Here is an 18,519-nt window from a genome sequence, read left to right as displayed (position 1 = left end):
TCATCACCTCTTTTTTTGATCGAACAGGGCTTTGATTTTATTCGTGATCTTTTCAAGTGTCTCCTCATACTTTATTTCGTTCAGAACTGAGTTTGCAAGCATGACAACCAGTATCTCGTCTAAACTTGCTTCTGTAGAACTGTTTTTGATCTGAGTGAATTGATTTTGAATTCTATTAATCACTGCGAGAACGAACTCTTCAGACGCATCAGTTGTCAGCTCGTATGATTTATCGCCCAGCTTTAAGATGAGCGTCCTCCTCATAAGGGATCAGTTCCCTGCCGTGCTGATCATTTTTTGAAGCTTTTCTACGAGTGAATTCATTGTGTTGCGGTAAGTTTCAACTAATTTTTCAAGTTCTTTCTTTTCCCTATCCACTTGCTCCATTTTACTGAGAACTTCGTTCATTTGAGTCCACAACTGTTCGTTCTCCTCTTTCAATCTTCTGTAATCCTCCAAAAGCTTGTTTATCAAATCCTCCAGTTCAGCAAGTTTATCCAAGGTGGCACACTCCTTCCACGCGTGCTTTTTTCACATGCAATCATATCACAGAAGCTAAGAATCTTGTCCTTGTATCCGTGGTAGATTTGCTGTTGGGGTGATGCGATGTTGCTCTTAGGGGAACGAGACCTCAAGGTGAGTGATATCGTTAAGGTTGCTAGATTCAATGAACAGGTGGCTGTATCTGACATAGCTATTAAGAAGATGATCTCCTCCAGAGAGGTTGTCGAAAAGTTTGTAAATTCTGAAAGAGCCATCTATGGTATTAATACTGGCTTTGGGGCGCTCGCCACTACAAAGATTTCTAAAGAAGATCTGCGATCTCTTCAAAGGAACATTGTTTTATCACATGCCTGCGGTGTGGGAGATCCTCTGGATCCATCCATAGTCCGTGCCATGATATTGACGAGGGCTCACACGCTGGCACTGGGCTTTTCTGGCGTTAGACCAATTGTCGTTGAGAAATTGTGCGAGCTTTTAAACAAATCAATCGTTCCTTACGTTCCATCGAGAGGTTCGGTGGGTGCAAGCGGTGACCTCATTCCACTAGCTCACGTTGCACTTGTGATCATGGGTGAAGGCGAGGTACTTGTTAATGGGAAAATTAGACCATCTCGTGAGGTGTTAGATTCAGTCGGTTTTGAACCCATTCAATTGATGGAGAAAGAAGGTCTCAGCTTGGTGAATGGAACACAGGCAATGGCAGCGTGTCTAACACTTTCTGTGAACGACGCCATCAATTTACTTCGTTTATCGACTGAAACAGCAGCTTTAACGGCGGATGTGTTGTTTGCTTCTCCAGAAGCGTACGATGAAGCCATCGCGCAAGCAAGAAAGCACCGTGGTCAAGGTATTATCGCCAGGATGTTGCGAGAAAGGTTTGAGACGAGTCAGCTCAGACTATCACACGTGGGTTGTACTAGGGTTCAAGATGCTTATTCGTTGCGTTGCATACCTCAAGTTCATGGAGCCGTTCTGGATGTGGTTTTTTTTGCCAAGAAAATCATAGAGGATGAGATCAACTCTGCCACTGATAATCCTATAGTGTACAACGGCAGAGTAATCTCGCAAGGTAACTTTCATGGTGAACCCCTCGCATTCGTGGCAGATTTTCTTTGTATTGCGTTGACTGACCTTGGAAACATGATAGAACGCAGGATCGATAGACTTTTGAACCCGAAGTTGAATGAGGGTCTACCACCATTTTTAGCTTTCGATCGTCCTGGAGTCAACTCTGGTTTCATGATCTGGCAATACACAGCGGCTGCACTTTGCAATGAAAACAAAGTTTTATCACATCCAGCTTCTGTAGACACGATCCCCACGAGTGGCTTTCAGGAGGATCACGTGAGCATGGGAATGAACGCTTGTCTGAAATTGTTAAAGATTTTGGAAAATATCAAAGTGTTACTAGCCATTGAGCTCATGTGTTCTGCAAGAGCGCTGCAAGCACGAAGACCTCTAAGATCATCAAAACTCAATGAAAAACTCTTCTCCGATGTGGAGGGTCTTATAGAACCCGGATTGAGTGATGCTTACTGGCAATCTAGTTTCAGAAAGGTCCTACAATTTGTGAAGCAAACTGTTGAAGATGTCCATGAAGATTGGTGGACAGCTTATGAGTGAGCAAATCTGGTACGGTGATCTAGAGCAATTCTTGCTGTGTCCTCGAAGATTTCAACTTGAAAGAAAAGATTTAGAGCATCGTGAGGAGATCCCTGATTCAACCGAACTGCTCAGGCTAGGTTTTTCTGTGGAAAATCCTATTTTGGAAGCAGAAATTTTTGGAAGAACATTCGTTGCAGACCCAGATCTTGCGGTACCAGAAGAAAATGGGTGGAGATTGATACTCAAAAAAGAAGCCAAGAGTTTCAAGAAAAAATACTTAATTGAGGCCGCTTATCACGCTTACATTTTCTGCCAAAGAGGGTTCTTTGTGACACGCGTTACGATTAGCTCTCCTCATTTCGTAGTCGATGTTGATTGGAAGAACGCCCTTCCAAGATTGATGTCTTTGCTTGAAGCCATTACCTCTTTTAGGGAAGAACTGTATGACCCCAAACCAGTTTCTCTCTGCAAAACATGTTCGTACGTCTTAGATTGTAGCGAGGTGCTCATACAGAAAAAAGATCTACTAGCAATTCATGGTTTGAACGAACGAACACGTTTGAAATTATTGAGAGAAGGCATCGACGATCTTGAGGATCTCATTAAAGTTGAAAAGTTGAGAAATTTTTCAAAAGACGTTCTTGAAAAACTGAGGAAAAAAGCGATAGCTTTGCTCGATAGACGCGCGGTTTTGCTGCAACCACTTCCACAGCTTTCAGAAGGATTGTTTCTCGACATCGAATCTCATGTAACAGCTGGCTACGATTATCTTTTTGGAATCCTCAATGAAGATAGATACATCTATTTTCTGTGTGAAACAAAGGACCAAGAAGAAAAGGTTTTCAAAGAAGTCGTTGATTTTCTTCTTTCAACGAACAACTGTATTTACCATTATTGTTCTTATGAACCTATGCGTTTCAAAGAACTCTCGCAGCTTTATAGTTTACAACGTGCTTATGACCAGTTGAAAAGAAGATTCGTTGATGTCTATCAAGTTCTGTCGAAACATGTTGCATTACCTTTGTTCAGTTATTCTCTCAAGAGTGTCGCACGATATTATGGTTTCAATTGGCACACCAAACTGGATGGCTGGCGTGCCAGCAGGTACTTTCAACTATGGCTTGAGTCAAGAGAACCATCTTTGCTCGATGTGGTATTGAAATACAATGAAGACGACGTGCGTGCGACGCGACTCGTCGTTGATGCACTACGGTTGTTGGCTGTTGGTTAATTAAAAAATTGCTAATAAGTAACTATATTGCAACACGGCCGAGTTAACATTTTTACTGACCGGTTGGTAAAGGAGGTATCAAAATGGCAGTAGTTGGAGGAGTGAAAGGTTTCATATACCATCAAGCAGGCAAGATCGTTGCTTCGGTACTCAGGAACACCGATGAGGAAGGCCTATACAAATTATTCTCCACACTCAGCGCCTTAACAAAGGAACCATCCAAAAGCGGTTTGAAAAAGTTAGCTCTCATGGCTAAAGACAAACATCCAATGATCACAAGTTGGGTTAAAGTCTTTAGACGTTCCAGTCCCAAATGTGTTGAAAAAATAATAAACAACTTGATCATTAACGAATTCGCGCTGGGGGAACCAATAAGACAGCAAAAAATGCACGAATACAAGTTCGTTTTACCCAAGCTTGGTGTTATAAGCCCAACTTATGCTTGTAACTTGAACTGCGTTGGTTGCTATGCAGGACTTTATGGTAGAAAGTATGAACTCACTAAAGAAGAGGTCAGCAAGGTTATTCGCGAGGGAAATGAACTGGGATTGTATTTTTGGGTGATAACTGGAGGAGAGCCATTTTACTGGCCTTATCTCATGGAAATATTGGAGGAATTCAACGATAATTATTTTCTGATCTATACTAACGGGACTCTCATAACAGATGAGATAGCAAAGAAATTGTCTGAACTTGGGAACGCCACTCCAGCCATTTCTGTTGAAGGTTTCGAACTGGATACTGACTGGAGAAGAGGAAGAGGAGTGTTTAAGAGTGTTCTCGAAGCTTGGGAAAGGCTGAGAAGATATGGTGTTCCTTTCGGTGCATCAATAACAGCTACTAGGATGAATCACGACACACTCATGAAAGACGAGTTCTGGCAATTCCTTGAGGAACAGCAGATAGTTTACGTTTGGGTATTTCAGTATATGCCAGTTGGCATGAATGCATCGATGGATTTAGTGCCAACACCGCAACAGAGATATGAAAGATTTTTCAAGACAGATCAAGTCAGGCTCAGCGGCAAATTCGCTTTCGTTGCTGATTTTTGGAACCATGGTTTTCTGACGCATGGTTGTCTCGCTGCTGGTGCGAAGTATTTCCATGTGAATGCGAAAGGTTATGTGGAACCTTGTGTCTTTCAGCAGTATGCGGTTGACAGTATCCGAGAAAAGTCCTTGGTAGAGATTTTGAAATCACCTTTCTTTGAGGCTTACAAGCGAATGGTTCCTTACTCAAACAATTTGTTCAGACCATGTCCTATAATTGACAATCCGAAAGTTTACAGGGCTATGGTGAGACATTTCAACGCGATCCCGCAGCACGAAGGTTCTGAGAGAGTGATCGAAGATTTAGCTCCAGAGATCGATAAACTAGCTGAAGAATGGAAAGTTTATGCAGATAAACTTTGGTACGAATATGGTTACGTTGATCGCTATCCAGTAAACAGAGGTATCTATAACTATGAGACAAGAATGAAACGATACATGAACAGAGAAGAAGCCTTGGCCGTGGACAAAACATTGAAATGAGAAAGCTGGAGAGTGAGGAAATTGTCTAGCGCTAGAGAAAAAATCTTAGAAGCCGCAAAAGCAGCATTTTCTGAGAAAGGTTTTGATGGTGTAAGCGTAGAAGAAATCGCTCAGCGTGCTGGTGTACGAAAGCCCCTCATTTATTACTATTTTCCAAGTAAGGAAGTCCTCTTTGAGGAGGTTTGGAACAGGGCATTGGAAGAACTCGAGAACCATATTTTCAAGGAAGTCGAGGGGGAAAATTACTACGTTCGGAAAATAAAGAGATTTCTCAGAGCTTATATAGATTTTGTGACGAGTAGGACGGTTTTATCCAAAGTGATAGAGAAGGAGCGAGCGAGTGTACTCGATGAATCTGGAGAGGGGATCATTTGGAAGAGGCTCAGAAAACGTTATGATGATTTCTTAAATAAAGTAGCACAATTGATAGAAGAAGGTAAGAAAAATGAAATGGTTAATCCAGACATCGATTCACATACGGCGGCCAAGTTTATTACGGAAGCTCTCACAGCAACGGTTTCGTGTGGATCTGTGCCTCAATCGATAGAATCCCTCATCCTAGGAGGTTTGATCAGAAAGAACGAAAGTTAGCACTCTTGATTTTTCATTTGGTGCATGGTAGGATACATAAAGGTACAAGCCCCTGTAGTTCAATGGATAGAACGGCGGATTCCTAATCCGCAAATGGAGGTTCGATTCCTCCCAGGGGCACCAAGTAGAAGGATGGGCCGTTAGCTCAGCAGGTAGAGCACCTGACTCTTAATCAGGGGGTCGCAGGTTCGAATCCTGCACGGCCCACCAGGATCAGAAGTGGAAGCCTTGCTTCCCACCCCCAGACCGAGAGTCAAAGGGGTCGAAGGGATTTTTTACTCTAAGTGGATAACTGGGAGGCGGGCTTTGCCCGCTTTTTTGCTTAAGGAGGTAGAGAACATCGAGAAAGAACAGATTTTCTTGAAAAACGAGCAGATAAAGGTACCGAAAGTCAGAGTAGTTGGACAAGATGGGAAACAGATAGGTGTTCTTCCAACTTACAAAGCCATAGAACTTGCGAAAAAAGAAGGATTGGACCTAGTTTTGGTATCACCCAACACCGATCCACCAGTGGCGAAGATCATGGATTTCGGTAAGTACATGTATCAGCTTGCTAAAAAGCAGAAAGAAGCCAAAAAGAAGCAGAAAGTGCAAGAGGTAAAGCAAATGAAGTTCAGAGTGAAGATCGATGAACACGATTATATGACAAAATTAAGACACATCCGGAGGTTTCTGGAAGAAGGAGACAAGGTTAAAGTAACTGTGATGTTCAGGGGGAGAGAAATCGCCTTCGCTGAAAAAGGCGAAGAAATATTGAAAAGAATTGCTCAGGACGTAAGCGACATAGGTTCAGTTGAAGTGGAACCAAAATTGGAAGGTAAAGATATGTGGATGCAGATCAAGCCGAAGGAAAATTGAGGAGGTTTGAAGAGATGGCTAAAAACAAAATGAAGACGAGTAAAACAGCTGCCAAGAGATTTAGGGTTACTAAAAGTGGAAAGATCCTGTTCAATCATGCGAGAACAAGGCACACCACTGGGAAGAGAAGGAGGTCCACTTTGCGCGAATTGAGAAAGAAAGATGTTCTCCACAAAGGTGATGCCAAAAGGATCAAAAGACTTCTCGGAGTTTGAGAGAGGAGGCGGACTATGAGAGTCAAACGGTCTTTGCACGCACGGAAAAAGAGGAAAAAAATATTGAAGGCCGCTAAAGGCTTTAGAGGGGCAATCAGTAGAAGGTATAAGCTTGCCAAGCAGCACTACGTGAGAGCTAAGTGGTATTCGTTTGCTGGGAGGAAGATAAAAAAGAGAGATTTCAGAAGCGTTTGGATTACCAGAATAAACATCGCCGCCAGGCAACATGGTTTGAAGTACAGTGAATTGATTCATGGTCTGAGGCTCGCCAATGTAAACATCAACAGGAAAATGTTGTCTGAGCTTGCTGTCAATGATCCGAATGCCTTCGCACTTTATGTGGAGCTCGCCAAAAAACACTTAGAGAAAAAAGTCACAGCACAATAAATTTTGTGATAGAATAAAATTGGAGTCAGTCAACGCAGCAGAAGGGGAGGGTTGAAGGTGGCCAATGTGAAGATCGAGATCAACGGGAAAACGTACGAAGTACCAGCTGGAATAACGATTCTGGAGGCATGCAATCAGACTGGTATATATGTGCCCACGCTCTGCAATCACCCACGGCTTGAACCAACTGGTGCTTGCCGTGTTTGTGTCATCGAAGTTGAAGGAGCAAGGAATTTGCAACCAGCTTGTGTGACGAAAGTTCAAGATGGAATGAAAGTTCGAACGAACACATCACGTGTCATGAACGCAGTGAAATTCAACCTGGCACTTTTGCTGTCTCGACATCCAAAAGATTGCATGACATGTTACTCCAACGGTAAGTGTGAGTTTCAAGATCTAATATATCTGTACGACGTGAAAGACATTTTTCCAAGTGAAATAAGATCGGAAAGTGTGGATCTGAGCTCTCCGGCAGTAGTAAGAGATTTGGAGAAGTGTGTGGTTTGTGGCAGATGTGTCAGGGCATGTTCTGAACTTCAGGGCATGGACATTTATTCCATGGTCGACCGTGGTTACGAAGCGCTCCCGCAAACAGCTTTTGAAATGCCTCTTTATGAAACGGATTGCATAAGTTGTGGCCAATGTTCTGCTTTTTGTCCAGTAGGTGCTATCACGGAGAACGTCAACATCAGAAGAGTTATAGAAGAACTTGAAAAACATGACAAAGTATTGGTAGTTCAAACAGCACCAGCTACACGCGTGGCCCTCGGTGAAGAGTTCGGTATGGAAGCCGGAAGTATCTCCACTGGGAAGATGGTTGCGGCTCTGAGGAGACTCGGCTTCGATTACGTTTTTGACACAAACTTCGCTGCGGACTTGACCATCATGGAAGAAGGGTCTGAGTTCTTGGAGAGACTCAAAAAGGGTGGACCTTTCCCTATGTTTACCTCTTGTTGCCCAGCATGGGTAAACCTCGCAGAAAAACTCTATCCACAGTTTTTGAAAAACCTGTCCAGCGCGAAATCACCGCATCAAATGCTAGGTTCAGTGATAAAATCGTACTTTGCGAAGAAAATAAACGTTTCACCGGAGAAGATCTTCGTCGTTTCCATCATGCCTTGTACAGCAAAGAAAGATGACATCATTAGGCCTCAACATATGGTCGGTAACTTGCCAGCTGTAGATGTTGTACTGACGACACGTGAGCTTGGAAAACTCATAAAGATGCGGAAGATCCCTTATGCATCGCTTCCAGAAGAGAACTACGACGATCCACTCGGAGAATCCACGGGAGCTGCGGCCATATTCGGTGTCACTGGTGGGGTGATGGAAGCAGCTCTCAGAACCGCATACGAACTTGGGCTTGGTAAATCTCTCTCAAAGATTGAATTCGCTTCTGTGAGGGGGCTGGGTGGTGTCAGGGAAGCCACTATCGATTTCGACGGGAAGCAACTAAGAGTTGCGATCGCTCATGGTGGTGCTAATGTGAGAAAGTTGCTCGACAAAATCATTAAAGGTGAAGTTTATTATGACTTCATCGAAATCATGGCGTGTCCTGGTGGTTGCATTGGCGGAGGAGGTCAGCCGAAGAGCTTAGACAAAGATGTCTTGGTGAAGCGAATGGAAGCCATTTACACTATAGATGAAAAAAGTGTGCTGAGAAAATCTCACGAGAACCCGTCTATAAAGAAACTCTACGAAGAATTCCTTGAACATCCGCTGAGTCATGTGTCCCACAAATTGCTCCATACAACCTACGTGGACAGATCCAGGAAGAAAGTTTCGTTGACCGCGATGGAGGTTTGAAAAATGGTGAACATGATAGAGAGGCGAGGATCATTTCCTCGCCTCTTTTTGAAGAGGGTGAGACTATGAGAAGGTTTTTCATTCTCATATTCATAGTCTTATCCGTTCTCAGCTTCGCTGTCAGTATATCGATACCCGTTGGTCCAACAGTAGTTGCCTTTTCCGGTTTGCTTGGGAAGAAAGTCAGCGGTGATGTGGAGATCAAGATCGATTTCTGGAGAACACTCGACCAGGTGAATGCTCAGATTGTGGCAAAGAATGTTGATCTAATAGTCTTGCCAGTTTCTATAGGAGCGTCTCTATACAGTAGAGGGCTTGACCTCAAGCTCGCCGCGGTCATCATGTGGAGTGGTTTCTACATAGTCACGAAAGATCTCGGAAAAGTAGATTTGAAAGATCTGGTAGGCCAGGAGGTTTATACACCCCAAGGAAAGGGACAAACCGGTGATGTGCTGATCAGATACTTGTTTGAACGCATCGGCTTGAAGCCAGACAACGATGTGAAAATAAGATACGCCACACCTCCAGAAATCGTATCACTCATGAGCGCTGGAAAGATCAAAATCGCTGTACTTCCTGAACCTTACGTGACACTAGCCATGAGGCAGGCCAAAGCTAGTATTGCTTACGATTTGCAACAGCTCTGGTCTGAACACACAGGATTACCTGCAAGAGTCCCTATAACAGGTGTATTCATTGTAAGAGTGCTGGATAAAGAAACGCTCCATAAGACACTCACAGCTGTTGAGAAATCTCTCAAGTACGCCGTGGAGAACACACGTGAGGCAGCTGCTTTATCTTCACCACATCTTGGAGGTATACCGGTTGAAGTTGTGGAAGAATCCTTGACTAGGACTCTGTACGAGTACAGACCCGCGAGTGAGATAGTTTCAGAAGTGATTCACTATTTGAGCATCACACAACAAGTAGATCCGAGCGTCATGCCTTCCTTACCTGATGAGAAATTCTTCACGTTTTAGTTTTCTGTTCCTCGGAGTATTTCTTCTTTTTGCTCTGTGGTTTTTCGTGTCAAAGTTTGTGGGATCGGACCTCATTTTTCCTGGTCCTGAAAAAGTTTTGATCTATACTTTTCGTTTGCTTCTTGAGGGAAGGTTACTTACTTCTATTGGTTCTACGTTTCTTCGAGCTTTTCTAGGTATGGGGATTTCGCTAGTCATAGGTACAATGCTCGGATTCCTCATGGGTCTTTCTGAGAGAACTTATGTGTTTCTACAACCGTTGAACATGGTGATCAGGTCAGTTCCAATCGTTTCTTGGCTATCAACTGTGATACTCGCTTGGGGAATTGGTTGGCGGGGAGTGGTGTTCATAGTTTTTGTATCCCTGTTACCAGTTGTTACATTCAACGTTTGTGAAGGAGTAAGAGTTGTGGATAAGAAACTCTTAGAAATGGCGAGAATCTATTCAGTTCCAGTTCGCAGGATTCTAAAAGAAATTTATCTTGGATCAATCTGGCCATTCTTGGTTTCATCTATTAAACTGAGTATTGGAACCATGTGGAAGGTGGCCATTGTGGCAGAATACCTCATAGGTGAAACAGGACTAGGGGTAAGAATCATGCAAGCTAAATTCTATGTGAACACGGTTGAAGTTTTCGCATGCACTATAGTCGCTGTGATATTTGGTTTGATTCTAGAGGGTTTGTTCTCGATTCTCTGGGAGAGAGATTTTTTTGAGGTGCATTCTTGAGGTCAACGGTGTTTTCAAAAATTACGGAAATTTGCCTGTTCTCGGTGGGATCGATCTTCAAATCTTCGAATCGGAAGCAGTGGCAATAGTTGGACCTTCAGGATGTGGTAAGACTACTTTGTTGAGGATCATAGCTGGTTTGGAAGAACCAGATTCTGGGAATGTGAGGAGGTTCTACAAACGTCTTGGGTTCGTTTTTCAAGAGGATCGCTTAATCCCCTGGCGAACGGCTTACAGGAATGTTGCTTTCGTGTGTGACAACGAGATGAAAGTACATCGGATACTTCAAAAAGTTGGTCTTTCAGGATTTGAGCACTACAAACCTGGACAGCTCAGTGGAGGCATGAGACAAAGGTTGAATCTGGCAAGAGCTCTGGTGGTGGAACCAGATTTATTGTTACTTGATGAGCCGTTCAGAAGCTTGGACACGCCAACAAAAATGAGGCTTATGGAGGATCTTTCTCTCTTACTGGCGAGTATCGGGATCAGTTATGTGCTCGTTACTCACGATATCAGAGAAGCTCTCAGCTTAGCAAAGCGTGTATACGTTATGTGCGGAAGGCCTGCCAGATTCGTTTACCGAGTGGACTTAGAACGGAAGATAGATTTCTTCGATCCTTCCTTTCTTGAACTCGAAAAGACCATATTGACACACATGTACGGTTGAAGGGGGACTCCCTATGATGAACGTCATCAGAGGCTTGCTCATAGGTCTCGCCAATCTTGTTCCTGGTATAAGTGGCGCCACCATGGCTGTTATACTTGGAGTTTACGATGAACTGATCGCTTCAATTTCAAAGCTTGTCAAATTCAAGCTCAAAAGGGAAGATTCATTGTTTATGTTAACAATTGGAATAGGTATAATCACTGCGATATTCATTGGTTCTGCTGGAATGAGCTTCCTTCTTGCGAGATTTCCTGCACTGGCTTACTCTACCTTCTTCGGCCTTGTTTTGGGTTCGATACCGAAGCTTTATAAAGAAATAGAAAAGCTCAAGCTACTTTATTTTGTTTCAGGGATACTCCTCATGATAACTCTGGAGCTGACATCTCGTGCTGTTCGCCTTTCAGGAACATATCTAATACTGAGCGGCTTTGTTGCTGCATGTGCGATGATCCTGCCAGGCTTGAGTGGTTCTTTAGTGCTCCTGATCTTTGGCATCTACGATGACATTGTCAGTGCTGTCGCGAGAATAGAATTCTCGATAATTATTCCTTTTGGTGTTGGAGTTATAGCTGGTATAGCGGTGATGTCCTTGATCATGAACTGGTTAAGCGAAGAGTTTCCAAAGCAAACGAAAAGTTTTACCTTCGGTTTAATCATCGCATCGTTACTCAAAATTGAACCATTCACGAAAGAAAGCTTAGGCTTTACTAAGCTGATCTTCATTCTTCTAATGATTACGATTTTTGGGTACATATCTTTCAAGTTTTCGCAAAGTTCACACGCTTCGGCGAGGTGAGAAGCTCTTGGCTAGATACTACGCAGTTAAAAAGGGTAGACTACCAGGTGTGTACGAAGATTGGGAGATTGCAAAGCAACAGGTAGAAGGTTATTCAAGGGCAGAGTATCGTTCGTTTTCCTCTAGAGAGGAAGCTGTTGCATATCTGTCTGGTGAGTCTCAGCAGTGTTCCAAATCTTTGGCAAAAGCCATCGTTGCTTGCGTGGATGGGAGTTACAGAAATGGTATATGTGGATCAGGGATAGTGATCTGTGATGGAAATGGGATGCACGAATTTTATTTTTGGACGGACGATCAGAATCTCGTTAAATTGAGGAATGTAGCATCAGAAATTTTGTCAGTTCTTTTTGCGATCGATTATGCTCTTCGGAATCGGGTAAAACACCTCGTTGTGAAACACGATTTTGAGAATCTCAACAAATGGATCAGTGGTGAGTACGATGCAAAACATCCCATGACTGTTTTGTACAAAAATTTTATCAATCAAGCTGAGGCGAATGGTCTTCGCATTGAGTTTGAAAAAGTTAAGGCTCATTCTAAGGATGTTTGCAACGAAAGAGCGGATAAACTAGCGAAATTAGCAGTTAGAAAGAACCAAAACGTTGTGTGGAACCTGGGGGAGATGATGAATGCCCTTCGATGTGACAAAAACCATTGAAGAGTTGAAAGATTTCATAAGAACCTTCATCGAAAGAAATAACTATAAAGGTGCGATTGTGGGTGTGAGTGGAGGCATCGATTCGGCTGTGGTCTTAACGTTATGTTCAAAAGCTTTAGGTAGCGATAAGGTGCTCGGTTTGATATTGCCCGAAAGAGACTCGTCGAGAGAGAGTGTACGACTGGCGAAAATGCTTTGTAGACAATTGAATGTTGAATACAAAATCATCTCGATGAGTTCTATTCTCAGAAAGATAGGTGTTTATCGACTCTTTCCACCCTCTTTTATCTTCCCCCGCAGAGTTCAAGAGAATTATGTGAAGGGCAAGTGGGTGAGTCTATCAAAAGATCCTTACATAGATGACTTACTTGACGTGGGAAACGAGGTTTTCAGAAAAGGGCTTGCATATTACAGAATAAAACACAGGATGAGAATGTGTTTGCTTTATTTCGAAGCCGAGAAAAGAGGCTACGCTGTGGTGGGTTGTGTGAACAAAACCGAGCTGAAGACGGGGTTGTATGTGAAGTGGGGTGACAGTGCAGCGGATATTGAACCAATAGCTCATTTGTACAAAACTCAGGTAATCGAGATGGCAAAACAAATGAACATTTTAAATGAGATAATAGAAAGACCACCCACACCGGATCTAATCCCTGGTTTAACTGATGAATTCATTTTGGGTTTGAACTATCGAGATTTGGATAGAATACTCATGAAAATGGAAAACAATTTGGACTTATCCGATGAAGATCCAAAGCTTTTGAAGCGTGTTAGAGAAATATATTTTGCAGCACAGCGAAGAAGTATGTGTAACGTGAGAATCAGTGAGCGTACAGAAGAATGCCCATGAATCCCCCGGTGAATATCAATATCAAAGGATGAATCTTGAAGCGGTTCAAACACACAAACACGGTCATCGCAATTAGAAAAAACCACAGATCGGTAAGCCTTGAATTAGCGAGTGAGATCAAGGTGACTAACACCATGATCGTCGTGAACCCCGTGAGAGCTTGAGACAATCTATCCGAGTTCAGCCTCACGTTTTTACCTACCATAAAGACGGAGATCATAGTGATCGCTGGAGCTAGCAAAAAGAAAAACGTGTTCAAAAATCCACCCCAAAAGCCAAAATATTTGTAGCCCACGTATGTTGCCAAATTCAATGCGATGGGTCCAGGTGTCATCTGCGCAATGGAAACCATTTCTGCAAACTCGGTGGATGTGAGGAATCCTGCTGAAATGAGTTCTTTTTTGAGAATACCAACTATGGCCCATCCACCTCCGAAAGAGAGGAAACCAAGTTTCAAGAAGATCAGATTCAGTTTGATCAAACTCACGATTTCACCTTCCCCCAAGTGTATAGCACCAAGATGCTGATTGCAAAAACTGCGTAAAGTGAATTCCTATTGAGTAGGAGTAAGCTTGCACCTGATCCTACCACTACGATCCTCAAAAACTTCCACTGTTGCTTCTTAATCAATCCAAGAAGAACGTTGAAGACCAATCCGACCACCGCTGCGTAGGTCCCCATCAAAAACGCTTTTACGTAGATGTTGTTCAAAAATGGTTTCAGAAAACTAGCCACAGCAACGATAGCAACGAAGGGAGGAAGAGCAATAGCCATCCCAGAAAGTATGGAACCGAGCAATCCTGATATTTTTTTTCCAACCAGGACGGCAGTGTTAAAGGCGATAGGCCCAGGTATAGACTGCGCGACGGAAAGTATTGAAAGGAACTCTTCTTTTTTCATCCAGCCGAGCTTGTCAATTTCCCATTGCATCACTGGTACCATGGCATAACCACCACCCAATGTGAAGGAGGAAATCCTCAAAAAAACAAAAAACAACTTCCAAGCGCGCTTCAAAGTATCCTTGGTCATATCCTCTTCACCACCACTATCTTGCCGTTACCATCTTCTATTTTGACGAAATCATCCCCCACACTCAGCAGCAACTTTGTGCTCATGCGCGATAAGGCAGACCTCATTTTGTGAGGTGAGAATTCTACTCCAAAACTCAATGGAAATTCAAACGGTAGCATCGCTCTGTAAGTCACAGTACCATAGGTTCCAAAGAACCTTAAGCTTCCTTTTGTACACTCAATTTTGATGGTGCTTTCTCTCGGTATGAACCAAGCAGCTTTGGAGATGAACTTTCGAAAACCATTTGGTAATGGAAAACTTTCTCTTTGTTGTCCAAGAAATCTACCAATACGTGGATCAACAGAGCCTTTTTCACCGCAAAGTTGCATGATGAAATCAACAGATTCTATAATGAGCGCTTCATCCAACCCAAAATTCAAAGGTACCTTCTTCTTATAAACCTCGAAGGCTTTCACGATATGTCTCGCACTCGTGTAAGGAAAAGAGAAGACAAATGGTTTTACAAGTTCACCCGACACACAAGATAAACAAACGATTGAATGAGTGGGAGCAAAGATGAACAATCTGTCCTCGAACGATCCAAAAGAGGTGAAATCTCCTTCCTCCAGTGGCGATGTGGCAAAGTCTAAAGCTTTCACAAAACTCATGCTATTAGAGCGAGCCACCAATTCGTGTTCGACCGGAAACTGTTTTTCTCTGCCTCCGAACAATTTCATTTTTAAAGTTTCATTCCCGTAGCTCACAACGAGCTGATCTCCTGATAAGGTGAGATTTAAGTTCTCACCGACATCACCCGTGAGGAAGCCCTTCAGAAGTCTCAAAGGTACAGCGATCTCACCCTCGAATGGTTCACATGAACCGACTCTCATCCAACTGCTCAAACAACCATCGGTTGCGCGTAGAACGAGACCGTTGTTGTACAGGAAATAAACGTTGCCAAGGCTGTATTCAGATGAACCTATGATCTTATCGGAGAATCTCAAACAGGTAGAAAAATTCGACGTATCGATTATTACTCTCATTTTTTCACCGTCTTCACGATTGCGTCAATTAGATCTTCAAAGCTCATACCAGCAGCGCGGGCTGATGCAGGCATATCGCTCAAATCTGTTAAACCAGGTATAGTATTGATTTCAAGAAAATAAAACGTTCCATCTTTCAAAATCCCATCTATCCTTGCAAAACCGCTGCATTCACACACTTTAAAAGCCTTCAAACAACTATCGCAAACAACTCTGTACTCTGCGTCACTCAGTGGCGCAGGAAGCACAAATTCTGTCATGTTTGGGGTGTACTTAGCTATGTAGTCATAGAACCTGCGTTTAGGTTTTAATTCAAGTATGGGTAATATCTGAAGCTCGCCATTCATCTCAATCAGAGAAACAGTGAGTTCTCTACCAGCAACATAACGTTGTAGGATCATTTCTTTGTATATCTTCAGCTCCTCTTTGAGATATGTATGCAGCTCTTCGGGAGTATCACAGATGTGTACACCAATGCTAGAACCTTCTTTACGAGGTTTTACGACACAGGGAAAACCGAGAGGGGATTCTTTTACGGGGCTATCCACAACGACGTATTCTGGGACTGGAACGAATTTTTCTACCACTCTGTAGGTCATCAATTTGTCAAAACACAGCGCACTTGCTAAAACTCTGGAACCTGTGTACGGTACATCCAACCACTCGAGTAAAGCTTGGATTGTACCATCTTCACCAAACTTACCATGCAATGCTATGAAAACCAGATCGAATTTCTTCAAAGTTGGTAAAATATTGAGGAAATCTTCTCTAACGTCTATCGGTGCAACTTGATGTCCAAGTTTCTTCAAAGCTTTGACGACGTTTTCACCGCTCCTCAGTGAGATCTCACGTTCTCTGGATATGCCACCCATCAGAACCGCAATTTTCAATGTTTTGTGCCTCCCTCGATTTTTTCAAAAGTTTTTCTACATTTCTGGCAGAACAGTTTTTCAGATGAGCGCAATTTTTTGTAGTGTAACCTCTCACCGCAATAGGGACAAGCATCATTCGCAGGTTCGAGCCAACTCAGATAATCGCAATCATCATTCGTACATTTGAAGAACTGTCGCTTGTTTTTGCTGAGTTTTTTCTCGACCATCCAACCACATTTTGGACAGTTACCGCGTGCGAAATCTCTATAATTTTTGTTACACTTATGGCAGTGATAATACTTACCATACTTACCACTGTATTTTTTGAGAGGTTCCCCGCAGTTTGGACAAGCATAACTTTTAACCTGACCGATGAAATACATTGAGTCATAATCCATAACCGCAGGACTACTCAAATCTACCGATGTGGTTTTCCCACACGTGCGACACGTGAGATAAAGACCGAATCGCCCCATTTTTAAGGAGAATTTTTCCCCGCACTCGCAGTTCAAATTCGTCTTCAAATCTATGGATAACCATTCCCTTTGCGCTCGCTCGAATTGTTCGGAAAACTCACTATAGAATTCCTGCAAAACCTGTTTGTGGTTTTTTTCTCCCCTCTCGATCGCATCTAATGCTTCTTCCATTCTCGCAGTGAAATCTAGATCCACTATCTTTGGGAATCTTTGTTCCAAATAATAGTTCACAATGGATCCGAGTACTGTTGGTACGAGTTCTTTCGATTCTTTAACAACATATTTTCTCTCGATCAATGTGGAGATGATAGTTGCATAGGTGCTCGGCCTTCCTATCCCTCTTGCCTCTAGCGCCCTGACCATAGATGATTCTGTATACCTTGCAGGTGGCTTCGTTTCATCTTGTTCTATTGCCCATCTTGTAACTTCGAAGGTCTCACCTTCCAAAGTTTTCGGTGCCTCAGTTGGTTTTCCAAAAACTGCTTCGAAGCCATCAAAGATTCTTCTTTCTACCTTAGCTTCAAACATATAAACGTCACACTCGAACAAATAAACGATTTCCTCATACGTTGCGGGAGCCATTTGGGATGCTAAGAATCTTTCCCAGATCAGCTTATAAAGTTTGTATAGATCTCTATCGAGAAGCTTTTCAGCTTTTTCGGGGGTCAACTCAACATCGACTGGTCTGATTGCCTCGTGAGCGTCTTGAATATTGGGTTTCTTCTGATCTGATTTGAATTCTCCAATATAACGCTCTCCAAAATTTTTCTCGATGAATCTCTCAGCTTGAAACCTTGCGTATTCAGAGATGCGTGTTGAGTCAGTCCTAATATAGGTTATGAAAGCCTTGTGCCCTTCGGGCGTCTCAACACCTTCGTAAAGCATCTGAGCAAGTTGCATAGTTCGAGCGACAGAGAAACCGAATTTGTTCGCAGCTTCTTGTTGCATGGTACTAGTTATGAATGGCAACGGTGGTTTTTTCTGCACCAATCTAATCTTTTTCTGTACGAGTTTCAACTTTTTTACTTCTTGCTGTATTTTCTTTGCCAAAGCCTCGTCCACTTGTTGCATTTCGATCTTCTTACCTTCCACATGCGTTAAATAAAACTTCAGTGAACCTATGTAGCCTTGCACTTTCCAAAACTTCTTTGGGACAAATTTATGGCGTTGTAACTCTCGTTCACATACTAATTTAAGTGCGGCTGATTGTACTCTACCGGCGCTAGAACCGGTCCTGAGCAATTTCCACAATAAAGGACTGATCTTATAACCGACGATTCTGTCCAAAATGCGACGCGCAAGCTGAGCGCGGACTTTTCTCATATCTATTTGCCGCGGGGAACGAACAGCGTTTATTATGGTTTGTGGAGTTATCTCGCTGAAAACTATCCTTTTCTCTCTTCCAAGAATTCCCAGTATATCAGCCAAATGCCAAGCTATCGCTTCGCCTTCTCTATCCATGTCAGATGCTAGGAACACTTCTTTTCCTTTAGCTCTCTCGATAATTTCTCTCACAATTTTTTCCTTACCGTCGATGATTTCAAAAACAGGTTCAAAATCTTTCATATCTACGCCGAAACGTTTTTCGGGCAAATCTCGAACGTGACCTTTGGAGGAAATGACTTCGTATTCACCTTTCAATATCTCCATGATGGTTCTTGCTTTGGCAGGAGACTCAACTATTATGATCTTTTTGCTTTTTGACAT

General features: G+C 42.8%; 21 protein-coding genes and 2 tRNA genes. 16 read left to right on the top strand and 7 right to left on the bottom strand.

What is annotated here, in order from left to right:
- Window positions 1-3: 3 nt before the first annotated feature.
- Together zapA and NZ875_02865 are read right to left on the bottom strand one after the other, a co-directional pair.
- On the bottom strand, window positions 4-264 hold the full coding sequence (gene zapA, locus NZ875_02870; protein MCS7174678.1) for a cell division protein ZapA: 261 nt from the start codon (window positions 262-264) through the stop codon (window positions 4-6).
- 6 nt (window positions 265-270) lie between these two features.
- Window positions 271-501, bottom strand: a complete 231-nt coding sequence (locus NZ875_02865; protein ID MCS7174677.1) for a T7SS effector LXG polymorphic toxin — start codon at window positions 499-501, stop codon at window positions 271-273.
- A gap of 105 nt (window positions 502-606) precedes the next feature.
- On the opposite strand from NZ875_02865, the gene hutH reads away from it, so the two are divergent.
- From hutH to nadE, 16 genes are all read left to right on the top strand, one after another.
- Complete coding sequence (gene hutH / locus NZ875_02860) at window positions 607-2,127, top strand: histidine ammonia-lyase (protein ID MCS7174676.1); 1,521 nt, start codon at window positions 607-609, stop codon at window positions 2,125-2,127.
- On the top strand, window positions 2,099-3,340 hold the full coding sequence (locus NZ875_02855; GenBank protein MCS7174675.1) for a TM0106 family RecB-like putative nuclease: 1,242 nt from the start codon (window positions 2,099-2,101) through the stop codon (window positions 3,338-3,340). The genes hutH and NZ875_02855 overlap by 29 nt, the downstream gene beginning before the upstream one ends.
- Window positions 3,341-3,423: 83 nt before the next feature.
- Entirely contained in the window at window positions 3,424-4,872 is a 1,449-nt protein-coding gene (locus NZ875_02850) for a radical SAM protein (protein ID MCS7174674.1), read from the top strand.
- Window positions 4,873-4,893: 21 nt separating this feature from the next.
- Window positions 4,894-5,463, top strand: a complete 570-nt coding sequence (locus tag NZ875_02845; protein ID MCS7174673.1) for a TetR/AcrR family transcriptional regulator — start codon at window positions 4,894-4,896, stop codon at window positions 5,461-5,463.
- A 48-nt stretch (window positions 5,464-5,511) separates the two neighbouring features.
- Window positions 5,512-5,586: transfer RNA gene (locus tag NZ875_02840), tRNA-Arg, on the top strand.
- A gap of 11 nt (window positions 5,587-5,597) precedes the next feature.
- Window positions 5,598-5,673 (top strand) — tRNA-Lys (locus tag NZ875_02835).
- A gap of 96 nt (window positions 5,674-5,769) precedes the next feature.
- Window positions 5,770-6,321, top strand: a complete 552-nt coding sequence (gene infC / locus NZ875_02830) for a translation initiation factor IF-3 (protein MCS7174672.1) — start codon at window positions 5,770-5,772, stop codon at window positions 6,319-6,321.
- A 14-nt stretch (window positions 6,322-6,335) separates the two neighbouring features.
- Window positions 6,336-6,536: a 50S ribosomal protein L35 gene (gene rpmI / locus NZ875_02825; GenBank protein ID MCS7174671.1), complete on the top strand. Its 201-nt coding sequence runs from the start codon at window positions 6,336-6,338 to the stop codon at window positions 6,534-6,536.
- Between the two features lie 15 nt (window positions 6,537-6,551).
- Complete coding sequence (gene rplT / locus NZ875_02820) at window positions 6,552-6,923, top strand: 50S ribosomal protein L20 (GenBank protein ID MCS7174670.1); 372 nt, start codon at window positions 6,552-6,554, stop codon at window positions 6,921-6,923.
- A gap of 57 nt (window positions 6,924-6,980) precedes the next feature.
- Complete coding sequence (locus tag NZ875_02815) at window positions 6,981-8,729, top strand: NADH-dependent [FeFe] hydrogenase, group A6 (GenBank protein MCS7174669.1); 1,749 nt, start codon at window positions 6,981-6,983, stop codon at window positions 8,727-8,729.
- Between the two features lie 65 nt (window positions 8,730-8,794).
- Window positions 8,795-9,709: an ABC transporter substrate-binding protein gene (locus NZ875_02810; protein MCS7174668.1), complete on the top strand. Its 915-nt coding sequence runs from the start codon at window positions 8,795-8,797 to the stop codon at window positions 9,707-9,709.
- A gap of 178 nt (window positions 9,710-9,887) precedes the next feature.
- Window positions 9,888-10,439 carry an ABC transporter permease subunit gene (locus NZ875_02805; GenBank protein ID MCS7174667.1) on the top strand — a complete coding sequence of 184 codons (552 nt, stop codon included), beginning with the start codon at window positions 9,888-9,890 and terminating at the stop codon, window positions 10,437-10,439.
- Window positions 10,423-11,106 carry an ABC transporter ATP-binding protein gene (locus NZ875_02800; GenBank protein ID MCS7174666.1) on the top strand — a complete coding sequence of 228 codons (684 nt, stop codon included), beginning with the start codon at window positions 10,423-10,425 and terminating at the stop codon, window positions 11,104-11,106. The genes NZ875_02805 and NZ875_02800 overlap by 17 nt, the downstream gene beginning before the upstream one ends.
- Window positions 11,107-11,119: 13 nt before the next feature.
- The gene (locus NZ875_02795; GenBank protein MCS7174665.1) at window positions 11,120-11,902 is read left to right on the top strand and encodes a DUF368 domain-containing protein; all 783 of its coding nucleotides are present in this window, start codon (window positions 11,120-11,122) and stop codon (window positions 11,900-11,902) included.
- A gap of 7 nt (window positions 11,903-11,909) precedes the next feature.
- The gene (locus NZ875_02790) at window positions 11,910-12,560 is read left to right on the top strand and encodes a ribonuclease H family protein (GenBank protein ID MCS7174664.1); all 651 of its coding nucleotides are present in this window, start codon (window positions 11,910-11,912) and stop codon (window positions 12,558-12,560) included.
- Window positions 12,532-13,410 carry an NAD(+) synthase gene (gene nadE, locus NZ875_02785; protein ID MCS7174663.1) on the top strand — a complete coding sequence of 293 codons (879 nt, stop codon included), beginning with the start codon at window positions 12,532-12,534 and terminating at the stop codon, window positions 13,408-13,410. The genes NZ875_02790 and nadE overlap by 29 nt, the downstream gene beginning before the upstream one ends.
- Here nadE and NZ875_02780 read toward each other — a convergent pair.
- The 5 genes from NZ875_02780 to topA are packed head-to-tail and all read right to left on the bottom strand — an operon-like array spanning window position 13,382 to window position 18,519.
- A complete protein-coding gene (locus NZ875_02780) occupies window positions 13,382-13,897 on the bottom strand; it encodes a chromate transporter (GenBank protein ID MCS7174662.1) in 516 nt (171 codons plus the stop codon). The genes nadE and NZ875_02780 overlap by 29 nt on opposite strands.
- A complete protein-coding gene (locus tag NZ875_02775; GenBank protein ID MCS7174661.1) occupies window positions 13,894-14,439 on the bottom strand; it encodes a chromate transporter in 546 nt (181 codons plus the stop codon). Before NZ875_02775 ends, NZ875_02780 begins: the two co-directional genes overlap by 4 nt.
- Entirely contained in the window at window positions 14,436-15,464 is a 1,029-nt protein-coding gene (locus tag NZ875_02770) for a hypothetical protein (GenBank protein MCS7174660.1), read from the bottom strand. Before NZ875_02770 ends, NZ875_02775 begins: the two co-directional genes overlap by 4 nt.
- On the bottom strand, window positions 15,461-16,354 hold the full coding sequence (locus NZ875_02765; GenBank protein ID MCS7174659.1) for a D-alanine--D-alanine ligase: 894 nt from the start codon (window positions 16,352-16,354) through the stop codon (window positions 15,461-15,463). Before NZ875_02765 ends, NZ875_02770 begins: the two co-directional genes overlap by 4 nt.
- A complete protein-coding gene (gene topA, locus NZ875_02760) occupies window positions 16,351-18,519 on the bottom strand; it encodes a type I DNA topoisomerase (protein ID MCS7174658.1) in 2,169 nt (722 codons plus the stop codon). The genes NZ875_02765 and topA overlap by 4 nt, the downstream gene beginning before the upstream one ends.

This window comes from Pseudothermotoga sp. (genome assembly GCA_025060105.1).
Lineage (GTDB): Bacteria > Thermotogota > Thermotogae > Thermotogales > DSM-5069 > Pseudothermotoga_A.
This window is presented reverse-complemented; position numbering and strand designations above follow the sequence as displayed.